This is a genomic window from Bradyrhizobium sp. LeoA1Lang (genome assembly GCF_055413685.1).
In genome coordinates, this window is sequence record NZ_JBVAPG010000102.1 from 14,816 (window position 1) to 30,230 (window position 15,415).

At 64.9% G+C, this 15,415-nt stretch carries 12 protein-coding genes and 1 pseudogene; all 13 read left to right on the top strand.

Annotated features, from left to right (window positions below; genetic code table 11):
* The 13 genes and pseudogenes from ACZYOF_RS28500 to ACZYOF_RS28560 all read left to right on the top strand — a co-directional run bounded on the left by ACZYOF_RS28500 (position 1) and on the right by ACZYOF_RS28560 (position 15,078).
* Positions 1–648, top strand: coding sequence for a TetR/AcrR family transcriptional regulator (locus ACZYOF_RS28500; protein ID WP_463717878.1), 648 nt, complete (start codon positions 1–3; stop codon positions 646–648).
* A 204-nt stretch (positions 649–852) separates the two neighbouring features.
* Positions 853–1,623 carry an ABC transporter permease gene (locus ACZYOF_RS28505; protein WP_463717870.1) on the top strand — a complete coding sequence of 257 codons (771 nt, stop codon included), beginning with the start codon at positions 853–855 and terminating at the stop codon, positions 1,621–1,623.
* A gap of 18 nt (positions 1,624–1,641) precedes the next feature.
* Complete coding sequence (locus ACZYOF_RS28510) at positions 1,642–2,679, top strand: NAD-dependent epimerase/dehydratase family protein (protein ID WP_463717871.1); 1,038 nt, start codon at positions 1,642–1,644, stop codon at positions 2,677–2,679.
* Complete coding sequence (locus ACZYOF_RS28515) at positions 2,666–3,487, top strand: GNAT family N-acetyltransferase (protein WP_463717872.1); 822 nt, start codon at positions 2,666–2,668, stop codon at positions 3,485–3,487. The genes ACZYOF_RS28510 and ACZYOF_RS28515 overlap by 14 nt, the downstream gene beginning before the upstream one ends.
* Positions 3,488–3,495: 8 nt before the next feature.
* Complete coding sequence (locus tag ACZYOF_RS28520) at positions 3,496–4,551, top strand: dihydrodipicolinate synthase family protein (protein WP_463717873.1); 1,056 nt, start codon at positions 3,496–3,498, stop codon at positions 4,549–4,551.
* Complete coding sequence (locus ACZYOF_RS28525; RefSeq protein ID WP_463717874.1) at positions 4,539–5,324, top strand: ABC transporter ATP-binding protein; 786 nt, start codon at positions 4,539–4,541, stop codon at positions 5,322–5,324. The genes ACZYOF_RS28520 and ACZYOF_RS28525 overlap by 13 nt, the downstream gene beginning before the upstream one ends.
* A gap of 142 nt (positions 5,325–5,466) precedes the next feature.
* The gene (locus ACZYOF_RS28530; RefSeq protein ID WP_394565973.1) at positions 5,467–6,858 is read left to right on the top strand and encodes an MFS transporter; all 1,392 of its coding nucleotides are present in this window, start codon (positions 5,467–5,469) and stop codon (positions 6,856–6,858) included.
* Positions 6,859–7,114: 256 nt separating this feature from the next.
* Complete coding sequence (locus tag ACZYOF_RS28535) at positions 7,115–7,564, top strand: (2Fe-2S)-binding protein (protein ID WP_130580242.1); 450 nt, start codon at positions 7,115–7,117, stop codon at positions 7,562–7,564.
* A gap of 9 nt (positions 7,565–7,573) precedes the next feature.
* Positions 7,574–9,751: a xanthine dehydrogenase family protein molybdopterin-binding subunit gene (locus ACZYOF_RS28540; protein WP_463717875.1), complete on the top strand. Its 2,178-nt coding sequence runs from the start codon at positions 7,574–7,576 to the stop codon at positions 9,749–9,751.
* 241 nt (positions 9,752–9,992) lie between these two features.
* On the top strand, positions 9,993–11,084 hold the full coding sequence (locus ACZYOF_RS28545; RefSeq protein ID WP_282527522.1) for a hypothetical protein: 1,092 nt from the start codon (positions 9,993–9,995) through the stop codon (positions 11,082–11,084).
* A gap of 85 nt (positions 11,085–11,169) precedes the next feature.
* Positions 11,170–13,946: pseudogene (locus ACZYOF_RS28550) on the top strand (xanthine dehydrogenase family protein molybdopterin-binding subunit).
* A complete protein-coding gene (locus ACZYOF_RS28555) occupies positions 13,943–14,458 on the top strand; it encodes a (2Fe-2S)-binding protein (protein ID WP_463717876.1) in 516 nt (171 codons plus the stop codon). Before ACZYOF_RS28550 ends, ACZYOF_RS28555 begins: the two are co-directional and overlap by 4 nt.
* A 2-nt stretch (positions 14,459–14,460) precedes the next feature.
* Positions 14,461–15,078: an Isoquinoline 1-oxidoreductase subunit gene (locus tag ACZYOF_RS28560; RefSeq protein WP_463717877.1), complete on the top strand. Its 618-nt coding sequence runs from the start codon at positions 14,461–14,463 to the stop codon at positions 15,076–15,078.
* Positions 15,079–15,415 lie beyond the last annotated feature (337 nt).

Below are 15,415 nucleotides of genomic sequence, written 5' to 3' on the forward strand. Positions count from 1 at the left end.
ATGCTGAAGCGACGATCCGACGACACAAAGCCGCAGCGGCGCGATCCGGTCGCCACGCGGCGGAAACTCTTGACCGCGGCGCGGCGCGAATTCGCGCAGAACGGACTTGCCGGCGCCAGGGTCGACGAGATTGCGGCCAGAGCCGGCGTCAACAAGCAGCTCGTCTATCACTATTTCGGCGACAAGGACGCGCTCTACCTCGCGGTGCTCGAATGGGTCTATGAGGAGATCCGGGAGCAGGAGCGCAAGCTCAACCTGGAGGGACTGCCGCCCGAACAGGCAATCAAGAAGCTGATCGAAGCCTCGTTCGACCATCTGGCCGCCCACCCGGACTTCATCGTGCTCCTGAACGACGAGAACCGCGGCGGCGCCCGGCACGTCCGCGGCTCCCGCCGGCTGGAGGCCATGCACTCGCCGCTCGTCAGCATGGTCTCGAAGATCCTCAATGAAGGCGTACGCGCCGGCGTGTTCCGGCGCGGCATCGATCCGGTGCACCTGTATATCTCGATCGCGGCCCTGAGCTACTTCTTCTTCTCCAACACGCCGACGCTGTCAGCGATCTTCGGCAAGGACCTGTCGAGCACGGCCGCGCGGCGAGCCCGGCGGCGGCACGTGACCGATTTGGTGCTACAGTCGCTGCGGCGTTAGCCGCTACCACAGCCGTCATTGCGAGCGCAGCGAAGCAATCCATTTCTCTCCGCGCGTGTGGAGGCGTGGATTGCTTCGCTGCGCTCGCAATGACGGAGGCTGGGTCCTGGCACTCCAATCAACCAGATGGTTGAAAGATTGGTGCGACCGGGCTAGGCTGAAAGCAGGCCGCCGGGAGCGGCCGGTGTTTGGAAGGAGCAATTGGTGTTCAGTGACGGCGGCCGATCCACGCGGTCCATCGCGATCATCCTGATCGTGCATCTTGCCGTGATCGTGCTCTGGCAGGTCCTGGTCGACGCCTTCCAGGTGCCGAAATTCATCCTGCCCTCTCCGCTCGCGACCGTCGCCACGCTCAGCTCCGCCAAATATGCCTGGCTGTCGAACCTGCTCGTCACCGCCGCCGAGATCCTCGGCGGCTTCTGCCTCGGCGCGCTGGTCGGCGTCGCGCTCGCCGTCATCTTCAGTTGGTCGCCACTGGTGAGCTTGTTGCTGCTGCCGCTGTTCGTGACGCTGAACATGATCCCGAAAGTGGCGATGGGACCGCTGATCATCGTGTGGTTTTCCTACGGCATCGTTCCGAACATCCTGATCGCCTTCAGCATCTGCTTCTTTCCGATCCTGCTGACGACCGCACGCGGCCTGCGCGAGGTCGAGCCCGACCTGCTCGACCTCGTCAAATCGCTGCGCGGCTCGCGCTGGACGCTGTTCCGGAAGATCCAGTTGCCGGGATCGCTACCTTACGTGTTTTCGGGCATGAAGGTCGGCGCTATCCTCGCGGTTGCCGGCGCCATCGTCGGCGAATTCATCGCCTCGGAGCGCGGGCTCGGCTACCTCATGATCCAGGTACAGTCCTCGCTCGATACGCCGGCCATGGTGATGGCGGTCGTGCTGCTGACGCTGCTCGGCGTCGCGCTCTACGGCCTGGTGCTCGGCCTTGAACGGCTGTTCGTGGTCTCCGACATCCGGCTGCAATAAGAAACCAGGGGAAGAACCATGCTGCTTACGCGCGAGACTTTGCCAAAGACGATCCCGGATATCGCAGCGCTCGACGACTTGCTGTGCCGGCCGAGCCAGGCCTTGATCGACGATATCAGCAGGGTCGACGGCGACATCATGATCCTCGGCGTCGCCGGCAAGATGGGACCGACGCTGGCCGGACTTGCCAAGGCCGCCGCACCGGACCGCCGCGTCATCGGCGTCGCCCGCTTCAGCGATCCCGCGGTGAAGGACTGGCTCGATCAGCGCGGCATCGAGACCATCAATTGCGACCTCCTGGACGAGGCCGCGATCAAGACACTGCCAAAGGCGCCCAACATCATCTTCATGGCCGGCCGCAAATTCGGGGCCGAGGGCGACCTGTCGCTGACCTGGGCGATGAATGCGCATGTCCCCGCACTGGTCGCGCAGGCCTTCCCTGCTTCGCGGATCGTGGCGTTCTCGACCGGTTGCGTCTATCCGTTCGTGCCGGTCGACGGCAAAGGCTCCAATGAAGACATGGCGCCGAATCCGCCCGGCGAATACGCGCAATCCTGCGTCGGGCGCGAACGCATGTTCGAGTACTTCTCCAGGAAGCTCTCGACGCCCGGCCGCCTGTTCCGCCTGAACTACGCGATCGACATGCGCTACGGCGTGCTGCACGACATCGCGACCAAGGTGCTTTCGGGCACGCCGATCGACGTCAGCCTCGGCCATGTCAATTTCATCTGGCAGGGCGATGCCGCCTCACAGGCGTTGCGGTGCCTGGCGCATTGCACGACGCCGACTTCGCCGATCAATGTCAGCGGCGATGAAATCCTCGCGGTGAGCGATCTCGCCGCTAAGTTCGGCGCGCGGTTCGGCCGCGAGCCTGTGATCGTCGGCGAGGAAGAGCCGACGGCGTGGCTGACCGACACATCGCAAGCGGTCAAGCTGTTTGGCCTGCCGGTCGTCGACACCGAGCAGTTGATCGCCTGGACCGCGGATTGGGTGGCGCGCGCGATGCCGAGCCTCGGCAAGCCGACCAAATATGAGGTGCGCGATGGCCGATACTGAGCCCGTCGCCATCGTCGAACTCGGCGTCGACGACGCACCGGCCGGGCTTGCGCTGTCGACCGAAGCGCGCTGGAACCAGAACGAGGCCGACTGGCGCTTCTTCCTGACCAACGGCATCGTGTTCGGCGTCCGCGACGGAACGCACTTGGTCGCGACCGCGGCGCTGCTGCCGTATTCCGCCGGCAATGCCTGGATCAGCATGGTGCTGGTGACGGAGCTCTGGCGCCGCCGCGGGCTCGCGACCCGGCTCGTCGACGCCTGTCTCGACGCGGCAAGGCAGCGCGGGCTCACCACCTGGCTCGACGCGACGCCGGCGGGCGCCACGGTGTACGGCCCGCTCGGCTTCACGCCGACATTGCAGTTCCGGCGCTTGCGGCTCGAACATCCGACGCAGGAGGCGCCCGCGATGCTGGCGGCCTTCGATATCGATACGTTCAGCGCACGCGACCGGCGCGCCATGGGATTTGAGCGCAACGCCCTGCTCACCGAATTCGCCGCGCGCACGAACTCGCGCATTCTGTCGTACGGCGACGCGATGGCGCTCGTGCGCGACGGCCGCACCGCGCGCCACATCGGACCACTTTTCGCGGATAACGCTGCTGACGCGCTGGTGCTGGTCGATGCGATCAGCCGAACCGAAACCGGTCCGCTCCTGATCGACGCGATCGCGTCGCAGGAACCATTCATCGTCGGATTGACCGGCGCCGGCTGGAACATCGAGCGGCCGTTCCAGCGCATGCGGTTCGGTCGCGCTACCACCCAAAGCGAAGAGCTTCCCTTCGCGGTCGCCGGCCCAGAATTTGGATAGGATTGGCCATGCACCACAGCGAGATCAAATCCGACATACGCAAGCTGATCGCCGACGGCACCGTGCTGCCCGCGCACCCGCTCGCGCTTGACGCCAATCGCGCACTCGACAAGAGGCATCAGTGCGCACTGACGCGCTATTATATCGACGCCGGCGCCGGCGGCCTTGCGGTCGGTGTCCACACCACGCAATTCGCGATCCGCGAGGTCGGGCTTTATCGGCCCGTGCTCGAACTTGCCGCCGAGACGGCAGCGAACTGGACGAAACGGCCACTGGCGCTGGTCGCAGGCCTCGCCGGTCCGACGCAGCAGGCTATTTCGGAAGCGCGCACGGCGCGCGATATCGGCTACCACGCCGGCCTGCTCAGCCTCGCCGCGATGAAGACCGCGTCGGAAGATGACCTCATCGCGCATTGCCAGGCGGTGGCGCGCGAAATCCCGCTGGTCGGCTTCTACCTGCAGCCGGCGGTCGGCGGAGTCGTGTTGAGCGCGGATTTCTGGCGGCGTTTTGCGGCGATCGACAATGTGATCGCGATCAAGGTCGCGCCGTTCAACCGCTATCGCACCCTCGATGTGCTGCGCGGCGTCGCCGCGGCCGGAGCCCTCGACCGCGTCGCGCTCTATACCGGCAATGATGATCACATCCTGCTCGACCTCACCTTGCCGTTCGACCTGCGCCAGAACGGCGTCACCACCCGCACTTACTTCAAGGGCGGCCTGCTCGGCCACTGGTCGGTGTGGACGCAGACGGCGATTCGGCAGTTCGAGATGTGCAAGGACGCGCGCTACAAGGATGCAGTGCCCGCCGATCTGCTCGCGCTCGATGCCCGCGTCACCGATTGCAACAGCGCGTTCTTCGACGTTGCCAACAATTTCCATGGCTGCATCGCCGGCTGTCACGAGATCCTCCGCCGCCAGGGCTTGATGGAGGGCATCCGGTGCCTCGATCCCAACGAAGGCCTCAGCCCGGGCCAGATGGAGCAGATCGACCGCGTCTGCCGCGAGCACGCCGATCTCTCGGACGATGCTTTCGTCGCCGCGAACCTGCAGAAATGGCTGGCATGACAGCCGAGCCTTTCATCAGCTTGCGTAACGTCCGCAAGGTCTATCGGTCCAAGGGAGCCGAATTCCTTGCCGTCTCCGACGTCACCATGGACATCGCCGAGGGCGAGCTGGTGGCATTGGTTGGACCATCCGGCTGCGGCAAGACCACAGTACTGAAGATTCTTGCCGGCCTGCACGGCGCCGACGGCGGCACGATCAAGATCGGCAACGCAAAGACGCCGTTCGATCCGGCGCGCGATATCGGCATGGTGTTCCAGCAGGCGCTGCTGTTGAAATGGCGCACGATCCTCGACAATGTGCTGCTGCCGGCTGAGATCGTCGGCCTGCCGATGAAGGCGGCGCGGGAGCGCGCCCGCGATCTGCTCAAGATGGTCGGCCTCGCCGGTTATGAGGACAAATATCCGCAGCAGCTTTCCGGTGGCATGCAGCAGCGCACCGCAATCGCCCGCGCTTTCATCCACGATCCAAAGCTGATCCTGATGGACGAGCCGTTCGGCGCGCTGGACGCGCTGACGCGCGAGCAGATGAATCTTGAGATGCTCAGGATCTGGCGCGAAAGCGGCAAGACCATCATCTTCGTCACCCACAGCATCCAGGAAGCCGTCTTCCTGGGCTCCCATTGCGCCGTGCTCACCGCCGGTCCCGCTCGGATGGCGGAATATTTTCCGATCGAATTGCCGCTGCCCCGTGCGCTGCCGATCAAGACCACCGATGAATTCGGCGCCTACGCCCGGCGCATCTATGCTCAGCTCGGGCTCAGCACCAACGCCTGATCTGTCGCGCCTGCACGGCTGACGCGGGGCCGGAAGGCAGAATTGCGCATACGCATCATGCAACCGCACGCCTGTGGCAACCCACGCGCGCGTAGTACATCGGTCGGAGCGGGATCCCGCCCTTCCGGGGAATCTGACCACAATGGACATGCTCGTGGCGAGGGCGCCAGTTGCGCCGGTCATGGACGGCTTGCCGCCGGAGAAGCGGCGCTGGGCCGTTGCCGCGATCTTCACCGCGCTCGCAATGGCTTCGCTCGACACAGCGATTGCCAATATCGCCCTGCCGGCGATCGCGACCGATCTCCAGGTCAGCCCGGCGGATGTCGTCTGGGTCGTCAACGTCTACCAGATCGCACTGGTCGCGACCTTGCTGCCGCTTGGCGCGCTCGGGGAAATCGTCGGCCATGAGCGCATCTATCTCGGCGGCCTCCTGTTGTTTACGCTCGCCTCGCTCGGCTGCGCGCTCGCATGGTCGCTCGATAGCCTTCTCATTGCACGAGCGCTGCAGGGGCTGGGCGCCAGCGGGCTGATGAGCGTCAACACCGCGCTGGTCCGCTACGTCTACCCAAGCAGGATGCATGGCCGCGGCTTCGGCCACAACGCGCTGGTCGTCGCGACTGCCTTTACCCTCGGGCCGACGATCGCCTCGGGCATCCTGGCGTTCGGAACCTGGCCGTGGCTGTTTGCGATCAATATCCCGTTCGGCCTGATCGCGCTGTTCATCGGGATGAAGACGCTGCCGCCAACGCCGCGCGCCGTGCACGCCTTCGACTTCCCCGGCGCAGTGCTGGCCTCAGGCTGCCTCGGCCTCTTCATCATCGGCATCGGCAGCGCCGCGCACAAGACGTCGCCGGTATTGGTGTTGGTTGAGTTGGTCGGCGCGGTTGTGCTGGGCTGGCTGCTGATGCATCGGCATCGGGATCATCCGGCGCCGATGCTGCCGATCGACCTGTTCCGCCGGCCGATGTTCGCCTTGTCCGCGGCAACCGCGGTCTGCTCGTTCGCGATCCAGGGCCTCGCCTTCGTTTCGCTGCCGTTCTATTTCGAAGCCGTGCTGATGCGGTCGCAGGTCGAGACCGGATTCTTCATGACGCCCTGGCCTCTGGTTGTCGGAATCATGGCACCGATCGGCGGCCGATTGTCTGACCGCTACCCGGTCGGCATTCTCGGCGGTATCGGGTTAATCCTGCTCGGCCTCGGCATGACACTCTTGGCGACACTGCCCGCCTCGCCCAGCATTCCCGATATCGTCTGGCGCATGGTGATCTGCGGAATCGGGTTCGGCTTTTTCCAGACGCCCAATATGAAGGCACTGATGAGCAGCGCGCCGCCGCATCGCAGCGGCAGCGCCAGCGGCATCGTCGCCACTGCGCGCCTCACCGGGCAAACCATCGGCGCCGCGCTCGCGGCCTTCTGCTTTGCCATCGCCGGCCACGAAGGCGCAACCTACGCGCTAGCGCTGGGCGCCGGATTTGCCGTGCTCGGAAGCGCAATGAGCTTCCTGCGGCTGGCTGTCGCGCCCAAGGGCGCATGATCCTGCGCTAGAGCGTTTTCCAGCGAAGTGGAAACCGGTTCGCGTGAAGAAAACGCGTCAAAACAAGAATCTAGAGCTTCGGCTCTGATTCAATCAGAACCGAAAATGCTCTAGGCACAAGAAATCAAGAACACCGCATCATCCGGTTTGTTCCTGCCTCGCCGCCTACGCATTTTCTTGATTTGAATCGTTCTAGCGCCCGGTTCACACTCGCAGCGAGATCCAGTTGTGGAACTGGATCAAAATGGGGACTGCGATGGCTAACCTCACAATCAACGGCAAGAAAATCGAAGTCGATGTCGAGCCGGATACGCCGCTGCTCTGGGCGATTCGCGAAAACATTGGACTGACCGGCACCAAATATGGCTGCGGCATCGCGCAATGCGGCGCCTGCACCGTTCATGTCGACGGCGTGGCGATGCGCTCCTGCGGCGTGCTCGTCAGCGAAGCTGATGGCAAGGAAATCACGACCATCGAGGGCCTTGCCGCTGATGGCAAGCTGCACAAGGTGCAGCTTGCCTGGATCGAGCACGACGTGCCGCAATGCGGCTATTGCCAGACCGGCATGATCATGGCGGTGGCGGCGCTGTTGAAGGACAATCCGAAGCCAACCGACCAGGACATCGACGAAGCCATCACCAATATCTGCCGCTGCGGCACCTTCGCGCAGGTGCGTGAAGCGATCCACGCTGTTGCGAACGCGTGAGGTGCCATCATGAATCAGCACGTCATGCTCAATCGCCGCGCGTTCGTGATTGGCACCGCCGCGGCGGGTGCCGGCCTCGCACTCGGCTTCAATCTCCCGCTCGGCCCGACGGTGGCGCGGGCAGCCGATGGCTCGCCTGAAGTCAACGCCTGGGTGGTGATCCGCCCGGACGATACGGTGGTGATCCGTATCGCACGTTCGGAGATGGGCCAGGGCTCGCTCACCGGGCTTGCGCAGCTCGTCGCCGAAGAGCTCGAATGCGACTGGTCGAAGGTTACGACCGAATACCCGACACCGGGCCAGAGCGCGGCACGCGGCCGGCCATGGGGCGATTTCTCGACCGGCGGCAGCCGCGGCATCCGCGGCTCACATGATTACGTCCGCAAGGGCGGCGCCACCGCGCGGCTGATGCTGATCCAGGCCGCCGCCAACGAGTGGAAGGTGCCGGCCGCCGAATGCTCGGCCGCGAGCAGCGTCATCACCCATCTGCCGACGGGCCGGACCGCGACCTACGGCCAGGTGGCGGAAGCGGCGGCAAAGCTGAGCCCGCCGTCCGATGTGAAGCTGAAGGACTCCAAGGACTGGAAGATCGCCGGCAAGGGGCTGAAGCGCCTCGACACCGCCGACAAGACCACCGGCGCGATGGTCTACGGCGTCGACTTCAAATTGCCCGGCATGTTGAACGCCGCGATCAAGGATTGCCCGGTGTTCGGCGGCAAGCTGAAGAGCTTCGATGAGGCCAAGATCGCCAACATGAAAGGCGTCAAGAAGGTGGTGCGCGTCGGCGACAGCGGGGTTGCCGTCGTCGCCGACACCTGGTGGCACGCCAAGACCGCGCTCGATGCACTGCCGATCGAGTGGGACGAAGGCCCGAACGCCAAGACCTCGAGCGAGACGATCAGCAAATGGCTGGCCGAAGGACTCGAGCCGTCGCAGGCGGCGTTCGTTGGCAACCAGAACGGCAATGCGATGGCGGAGATCGCGCGTGCCGCAAAGGTGGTCGAGGCGGTCTACAACTATCCCTACCAGAACCAGGCGACGATGGAGCCGATGAACGCAACCGCGCTCCACACCGGCGACAAGCTCGATGTCTGGTGCGGCACGCAGAACGGCGAAGCTGCCTTCGCTACCGCGGTGCAAGCCTCAGGCCTTCCGCCTGAGAAATGCGACGTCCACAAGCTGATCCTCGGCGGCGGTTTCGGCCGGCGCGGCCAGAGCGATTATGTGCGGCAGGCGGTCTTGATCGCCAAGGAGATGCAGGGCACGCCGATCAAGCTGCTCTGGTCCCGCGAAGAGGACATGCAGCACGGCTTCTATCATCCGGTCACCCAATGCCGGATGGTCGGCGCCTTCGATGCCGACAACAACCTGACCGCGCTCCGGATGCGGATCTCCGGCCAGTCGATCCTGGCGCGGCTGCGGCCCGAGGCGATGATCAACGGCATGGACCCCGCGACCTTCCAGGGTCTTGCACCCAGCGGCGAAGCGGCGATCGGCTATTCGATCCCGAACCTGTTGATCGAACATTCGATGCGCAATCCGCACGTCCCGCCCGGCTTCTGGCGCGGCGTCAACATCAACCCGAACACGATCTATCTCGAGAGCTTCATGGACGAACTCGCGCATGCGGTCGGCCAGGATCCGCTCGCCTTCCGTCGCAAACTGATGGCGGGTCATCCGAAGCATCTGGCGGTGCTGAATGCGGTCGCCGAGCGGATCGGCTGGGATAAGCCGCCGCCGCAGGGCGTCTATCGCGGGCTCGCGCAGGTGATGGGCTATGGCAGCTATGTCGCCGGCGCCGCCGAGATCTCGGTGACCGACGGCAGCAAGATCAAGGTGCATCGCATCGTCGCCGCCACCGATCCCGGCTACGTCGTCAATCCGGCGCAGGTGGAACGGCAGGTCGCGGGCTCCTTCGTCTACGGCCTCTCCGCCCTGTTCTACGGCGGCTGCACCGTGAAGGACGGCCGCATCGAGCAGACCAACTTCGACACCTACAACTCGATGCGCATCAGCGAGATGCCGAAGGTGGAGACGATCCTGATGCCGAGCGGCGGCTTCTGGGGCGGCGTCGGCGAGCCGACCATCGGCGTCGCCGCGCCCGCGGTGCTGAATGCCTACTTCGCGGCGACTGGAAAACGTATCCGCTCGGTGCCGCTGCGGCAGCAGAACATCAGCTTCGCGTAAGGAAGTTGTGGTTCACAACCTGACAAGCGAGTCGTCCCGGGCTTAACTCGGGACGGCAAGACATTGCGGGCGCAAGCGACTAGTCCGCCGCTTTTCAATGAACGCACTATTTTACGGACCGCATCAATCATCCCGCAACCAGCGCTGTTGATCATGGCAAGTGTCGCTTGCGCGTCGCGCGAATGACGGAATACTGCCGCCCCGGCTAGGAATCGTGCGAATCACGGGCGGGGGAATCGGCATGAAGCGCTACGTCGGCTTGGCGGTGGCGACTCTATTGTGGTGCGGTAGCGGTGCGGGCGCCGAGGCGCAGAGCCTTCCATCCTACATGGCGCCGATCTCCGGCAAGACGAACGCGACACCCGCCGACACCGCGACCAAGGACGTGCTGGCGCTCAACACCGCGATGTTTGAGCTGTATGGCGACGCGGCAAAGATTTTCCAGAAGAACATCCTGAGCAAGCACCCGGTCATCCTTGCGCTGTTTTCCGGCGCTGGCGGCAGGATGATCCTTTATCGTCCGGGAATGGCGCCGACGGAGGCGCCGCAGGTGCCGATGGTCTACCAGTTGCTGAAGTCGGTGGGTCACAGCACGATGGCCTTGGCCGAAGTGGTCGGCCCCTATGTCGACAATCCCGGCGACAAATCCTGGCGCGGCTCGATGCTCGCCTATCGCAGCCGCATGCAATCGGCGCTCGATGGGCTGGACCGCACGCCGATGGAAGCCGGCTGGCGCGACAACAACCGCACCATCCTGCAGAACAACCTCGCCTTCATGGACGAATGCCTCGCCAAGGACGCCATTCCATTTGCGACGCTCGAGGCTTTCGGCAAGAAGCAGGCGCCGTACCTCGCCAAGAACGTTGCATGGGCGGCAGAGACTCAAGTTGCGCACTGGATGGGCGTGCTGGCGGACTGGAAAGCCCAGCTTGGCGCCGATTGGGACAAGACCTATGCCGCGAGCAACACCATCTATGTCGCGCGCCAGAACAACGTGCTGTTCAGCGTGCTCGCGCAGTTCTTCGGTCCCGATGCCATCAATGATCGCCTGCTCCTGATCGAAACCATCTCGTTCACAACGACGCCTGCGGACATGTTGGAATCGCTGACGCGGATCATCGCGGATCGCTCGGTCGGTTCGCTGTTCTTCGGCAACTATCATCTGATGGACTATGAACTGATGGGCGGCGATGCGCGTGTCGCGATATCAGCCGAGACCAAGAAGCGCGGCATGACGACGTTTCTGCCGCCGGCCGTGCCATTCGGCTCAAAGCAATGGCCGACCCTGGTCACGCCCGGTCCTGGCCCCGCATCGATCGCGGACTTGCGATAGTGTTTCCGTGTCGGCGTGTGATTCGGGCGCAACGACGATCTGATATCGGGCACGCCTGATAGTGTTGACCGAGGGGGTAAGGGGCATGCGGCCTTCGCGAAGGGAGTTCGTGAAGTGGGTCACGGCGAGCGGGATAGCGCTCAGCCTGTCACGATTGGGGGCGGCCGAGCCGGCGGGCTATCCGGCGCGCGCGGTGCTGCCCGGACGGCAGAACTGGAATCCGGCGGCCGATGGCCGCGGTCGCATCGATGGCGTCGCCAAGGTCACCGGCGCCAAGCTCTACGCCTCCGATTTTCGCGCCGCCGACCTGCCGGGATGGCCGGCCACGACGTCGCACGCGATCCTCGTCCGCGCGAGTGATGCGACGCGTGTCTATCTCGGCATGGACCTCGCACGCCTCAGCGGCGCGCTGAAGCCGTCGGTCGTGGTGACGGCCGAGGAGCTTGCGAAGATCGGCGCCCGCGTCCCTGAATTCTATGCCGGCGATCTGTTCTGCCCAGTCGGCAAGACGCCGCTTTATATGGGACAGCCGGTGGCGCTGTTGATCTTCGAGCAGTTCGACGCCTTCGATCGTGCGCGGCTGGCGCTGCGCGACGGCACCTTCGTGAAGTCAGGCGAAGAGACCGGTCCGGTCTCCGTTCCCAATTACGCCGCCTTCCGCTTCACGCGCGTGGCCGGGCCGACGCCCGAATCCCCCGACGTGTACTCGCCGATCCAGGCCGGCTGGGTGACGCCGGGGCGGCTCCAGGACACCACGCTTCCGGTCTGGTCCTCCTTCGCCAAGGAGACGCTGGCGCCCTATGGCAAGGCGGCGCGGTATGGCGAGCAGATCCGCGCCGAACTGGATGCGAAGAACCCCGCAATGTTGGTGCTCGATCGCACCTTCGAGACCCAGTCGGTCGACCCGATGTTCCTCGAACCGGAATGCGGCCTCGGCTGGTACGACAATAGAGGCGGGAATCTCGAACTCGTGCTCGGCGTGCAGTCGCCCTATGAGGCCACCGAGTCGATCGCGTACCTGCTCGGGCAAGCCCGCCCTCCCTTCAAGCCCGCGCACATCAACACGCAGTTCACCTATATCGGCGGCGGCTTCGGCGGCCGCGACCACACGCCCTTCGTGCTCTATGTCGCGCTCGCTGCGATGTTCTTTCCGGGACGGCCGGTCCGGCTCGCGCATGATCGCTATCAGCAATTCCAGGGCGGCATCAAACGCCATCCGTTCAAGATGCGATCCCGGATCGGGATCGACCGCGCAACCGGCAAGATCCAGGCTTTCGCGGCCGATCACGTGCTCGATGGCGGCGGCCTCGCGAACTTCTCGTCGAGCGTGGCGGTCGTCGGCGCCACGGCGGCGATCGGCATCTATGACGTCCCGAAGGTCGACGTCACCACGGTGGCCGTGCATTCGCGCGGCGTGACCGCGGGCTCGATGCGCGGCTACGGGACCATACAGACCATGTCCGCGCTCGAAGTGCTGATCGACGAGGCCGCAGCCGCCTTGCCGCTCGATCCGATCGAATTCCGGCGGCGCAATGCGCTCAAGCAGAATGGCCGGACCATGACGGGAAATCCGTACATCGTGTCGGTCCGCACGCCGGAGATCCTGGACAAGCTCGAGACACATCCGATCTGGCGGCAGCGCGCCGCAGAGAAGGCGCGGCTTGCACACAGCGGCGTCCTGGTCGGCACCGGCGTCGCCTGCGTCACCAAGGATTACGGCACCGGCGCGGACTGCTCGCTCGGACGTGTCGAGATTGCAGCCGACGGCAGGATCTCGATCCATTGCGATCATGTCGAGATGGGCAATGGCATCGGAACCGCGCTCGCCAACCGCGTCGCGATCCATCTTGGCGCGGCAGCCGACGAAGTGTCGGTGGCCCGCATCGATACCTATGATGCGCTGGGTCTCGTCACCTCAGGCGATCCCTACACGATGGATCAGAAGACCCAGGACGCGGCTGCGAGGAATCCGCGCTGGGTGCCTGCGATCAGTTCGGCCACCAGCGCCTCGATCGGCGCGCATGTCGGGACCCATGCGGCCGCTGAGGCGGCGCGCGTCATCTTCCGCTATGCCTGTGGCCGGCGGCGCTCGAACTCTGGCGCATCCCGCCCTCCGATCCGCGGGCGAGGGATTTCGCCAAAGCGCGCTGGAAGGATGGACAGCTCATCCTGCCCGGCCTTGCGCCGCTGGCACTGCCGGCGCTTGCCGCAACCGCGCATGCGCGCAACCTCGTGACCGGCGCGATCACCCACAGCTTCTCCCGCTGGGCCTGGTCGCGCGCGCGGTTCCAGTTCGGCGCCGAGCAGCACCGGGCCGAGATCGATGCGCTCGCGGTGCGCAGGGGCAGCGGGAAATTCACCGCGCTCAATCGCGTCAGCGTGTGGTTTCCGCCAACCGACAACAACAGGATCGGCACGGCCTACGCCTCGATGTGCGGCACGCTGGTTCGCGTCGAGATCGAGCGCACGACCGGCGCGCTGCGCATCGCCAAGGCCTACAGCGTGCTCGAATGCGGCCAGCCGCTGGTGCCGGAAGTCGTGCTCGGCCAGTCGCAGGGCGGCTTTGCCATGGGCGTCGGCTACGCCCTGCTGGAATCGCTGCCGCCTCACGAAGGCGGTCCCGGCAACGGGCAATGGAACCTCGGGCAATATCTGGTGGCGCGGGGATCGGACCTGCCGCTGCGCGATCTCGAGATCGAGATGCTGCCGCCACTCACGCCGGACGAGCCGCCGAAAGGCATGGCCGAAGTCGTGATGGTCCCCGTGGTCCCTGCCCTTCTCAACGCCATCTTCGACGCCACCGGCCACCGCTTCAATTCGTTGCCGGTCACCCAGGCCATGCTCAAGGGAGCCCTCGCGTGACAAGGCTTGCGATCACGATCAATGGCCGCGCGATCGATCCGATCGAGGTCCGCGACGATCTCTCGATGAACGACTTCCTGCGTGAACATCTCGGCATGACCGGTACCAAGTTCGGCTGCGGCGCCGCACAGTGCCTGAGCTGCACGATCATCGTCGACAACCCCGATGGCACCAGCGACACCAGTCCGACCTGCGTCGTGCCGGCCGCGAGCTTCAACGGCAAGGCGATCCGGACCGTCGAGGGTCATGCGAGAGGTGGCCAGCTTACCGCACTTCAGCAAGCCTTCATCGATCACTTCGCCTTCCAGTGCGGCTACTGCACCGCCGGCTTTCTGAACGAAGCGCAGGTCCTCCTGGAACGTCTCGCGAAGAAGCCGGTGGCGCGAACCGAGCTCGAGAAGACCATCGAAGAAGCGCTTGACGGACATATCTGCCGCTGCACCGGCTACGTCAAATATCATGAGGCCGTCCGCGACGTGATCCTCGCCGATCCCCAGCGTTATCTGGCCTGACCATGACATCGGAAACGCGCTTTCGGATTGTCGTTGCGGTGGCGGCGCTCGGCCTGAGCATGGTCACGGGTTATGCGGCCTCGCAGACCGCATCACATGGCCTGGCTTCGCCTGACAGCTTTGCCGGGATCGCCGACAGCGACGCGCGATCGGCGGCGATGTTCACCGAACTCGGCAAGGTGCTGACGCATCCGCGCTGCGTGAACTGCCATCCCGCCGGCGACCGCCCGCGCCAGGGCGACGAGGGCCGGCCGCATCAGCCACCGGTCACCCGCGGCGCCGACGGCCACGGGCTGGCGGCGATGCGGTGCTCCGCCTGTCACGGCAACGCCAATTTCGAGCCCGGCCGCATACCGGGCCACTCGGAATGGCACCTCGCGCCGCGGGAGATGGGTTGGGAAGGCAAGTCGCTCGCCGAGATCTGTGCCCAGATCAAGGACCCGGCCCGCAATGGCGGCCGCAAGGTCGAAGAGCTGATCCACCACATTGGCGAGGATACGCTGGTCGGCTGGGCGTGGCAGCCTGGCTTCGGCCGCTCCCCCGCGCCGGGCACGCAAAAACAGGCGGGCGCGCTCGTCGAAGCATGGGCGAAGAGCGGCGCGGCTTGTCCTGCGAGATAGTTCGCGACGCGCCATCATGGATGCGTGCAAGATGGTGGGTAGGATGGGTAGAGCGCAGCGAAGCAATCCATTTCTCCGCAAGTGGCGCGATGGATTGCTTCGCTGCGCTCGCAATGACGGGGATGAGTTCTGATTCAACTTTCAAACAGCGTGGGGATGTGAGTTCGCGTTCTCGCGGCGCTCTGCGTCCGAGGTTTGCGTTACTTTCCGCCCTCTCATCGAACAGAGGGCGCAGGGAAAGCCGGGTGCCGGTTGCACCCATGGGTCCCGTGCAACAAAAAGCACGGGGGTAGGACCACAGGTTCAACCGAAGCATTCCGGCTTTCCCTGCGCGATG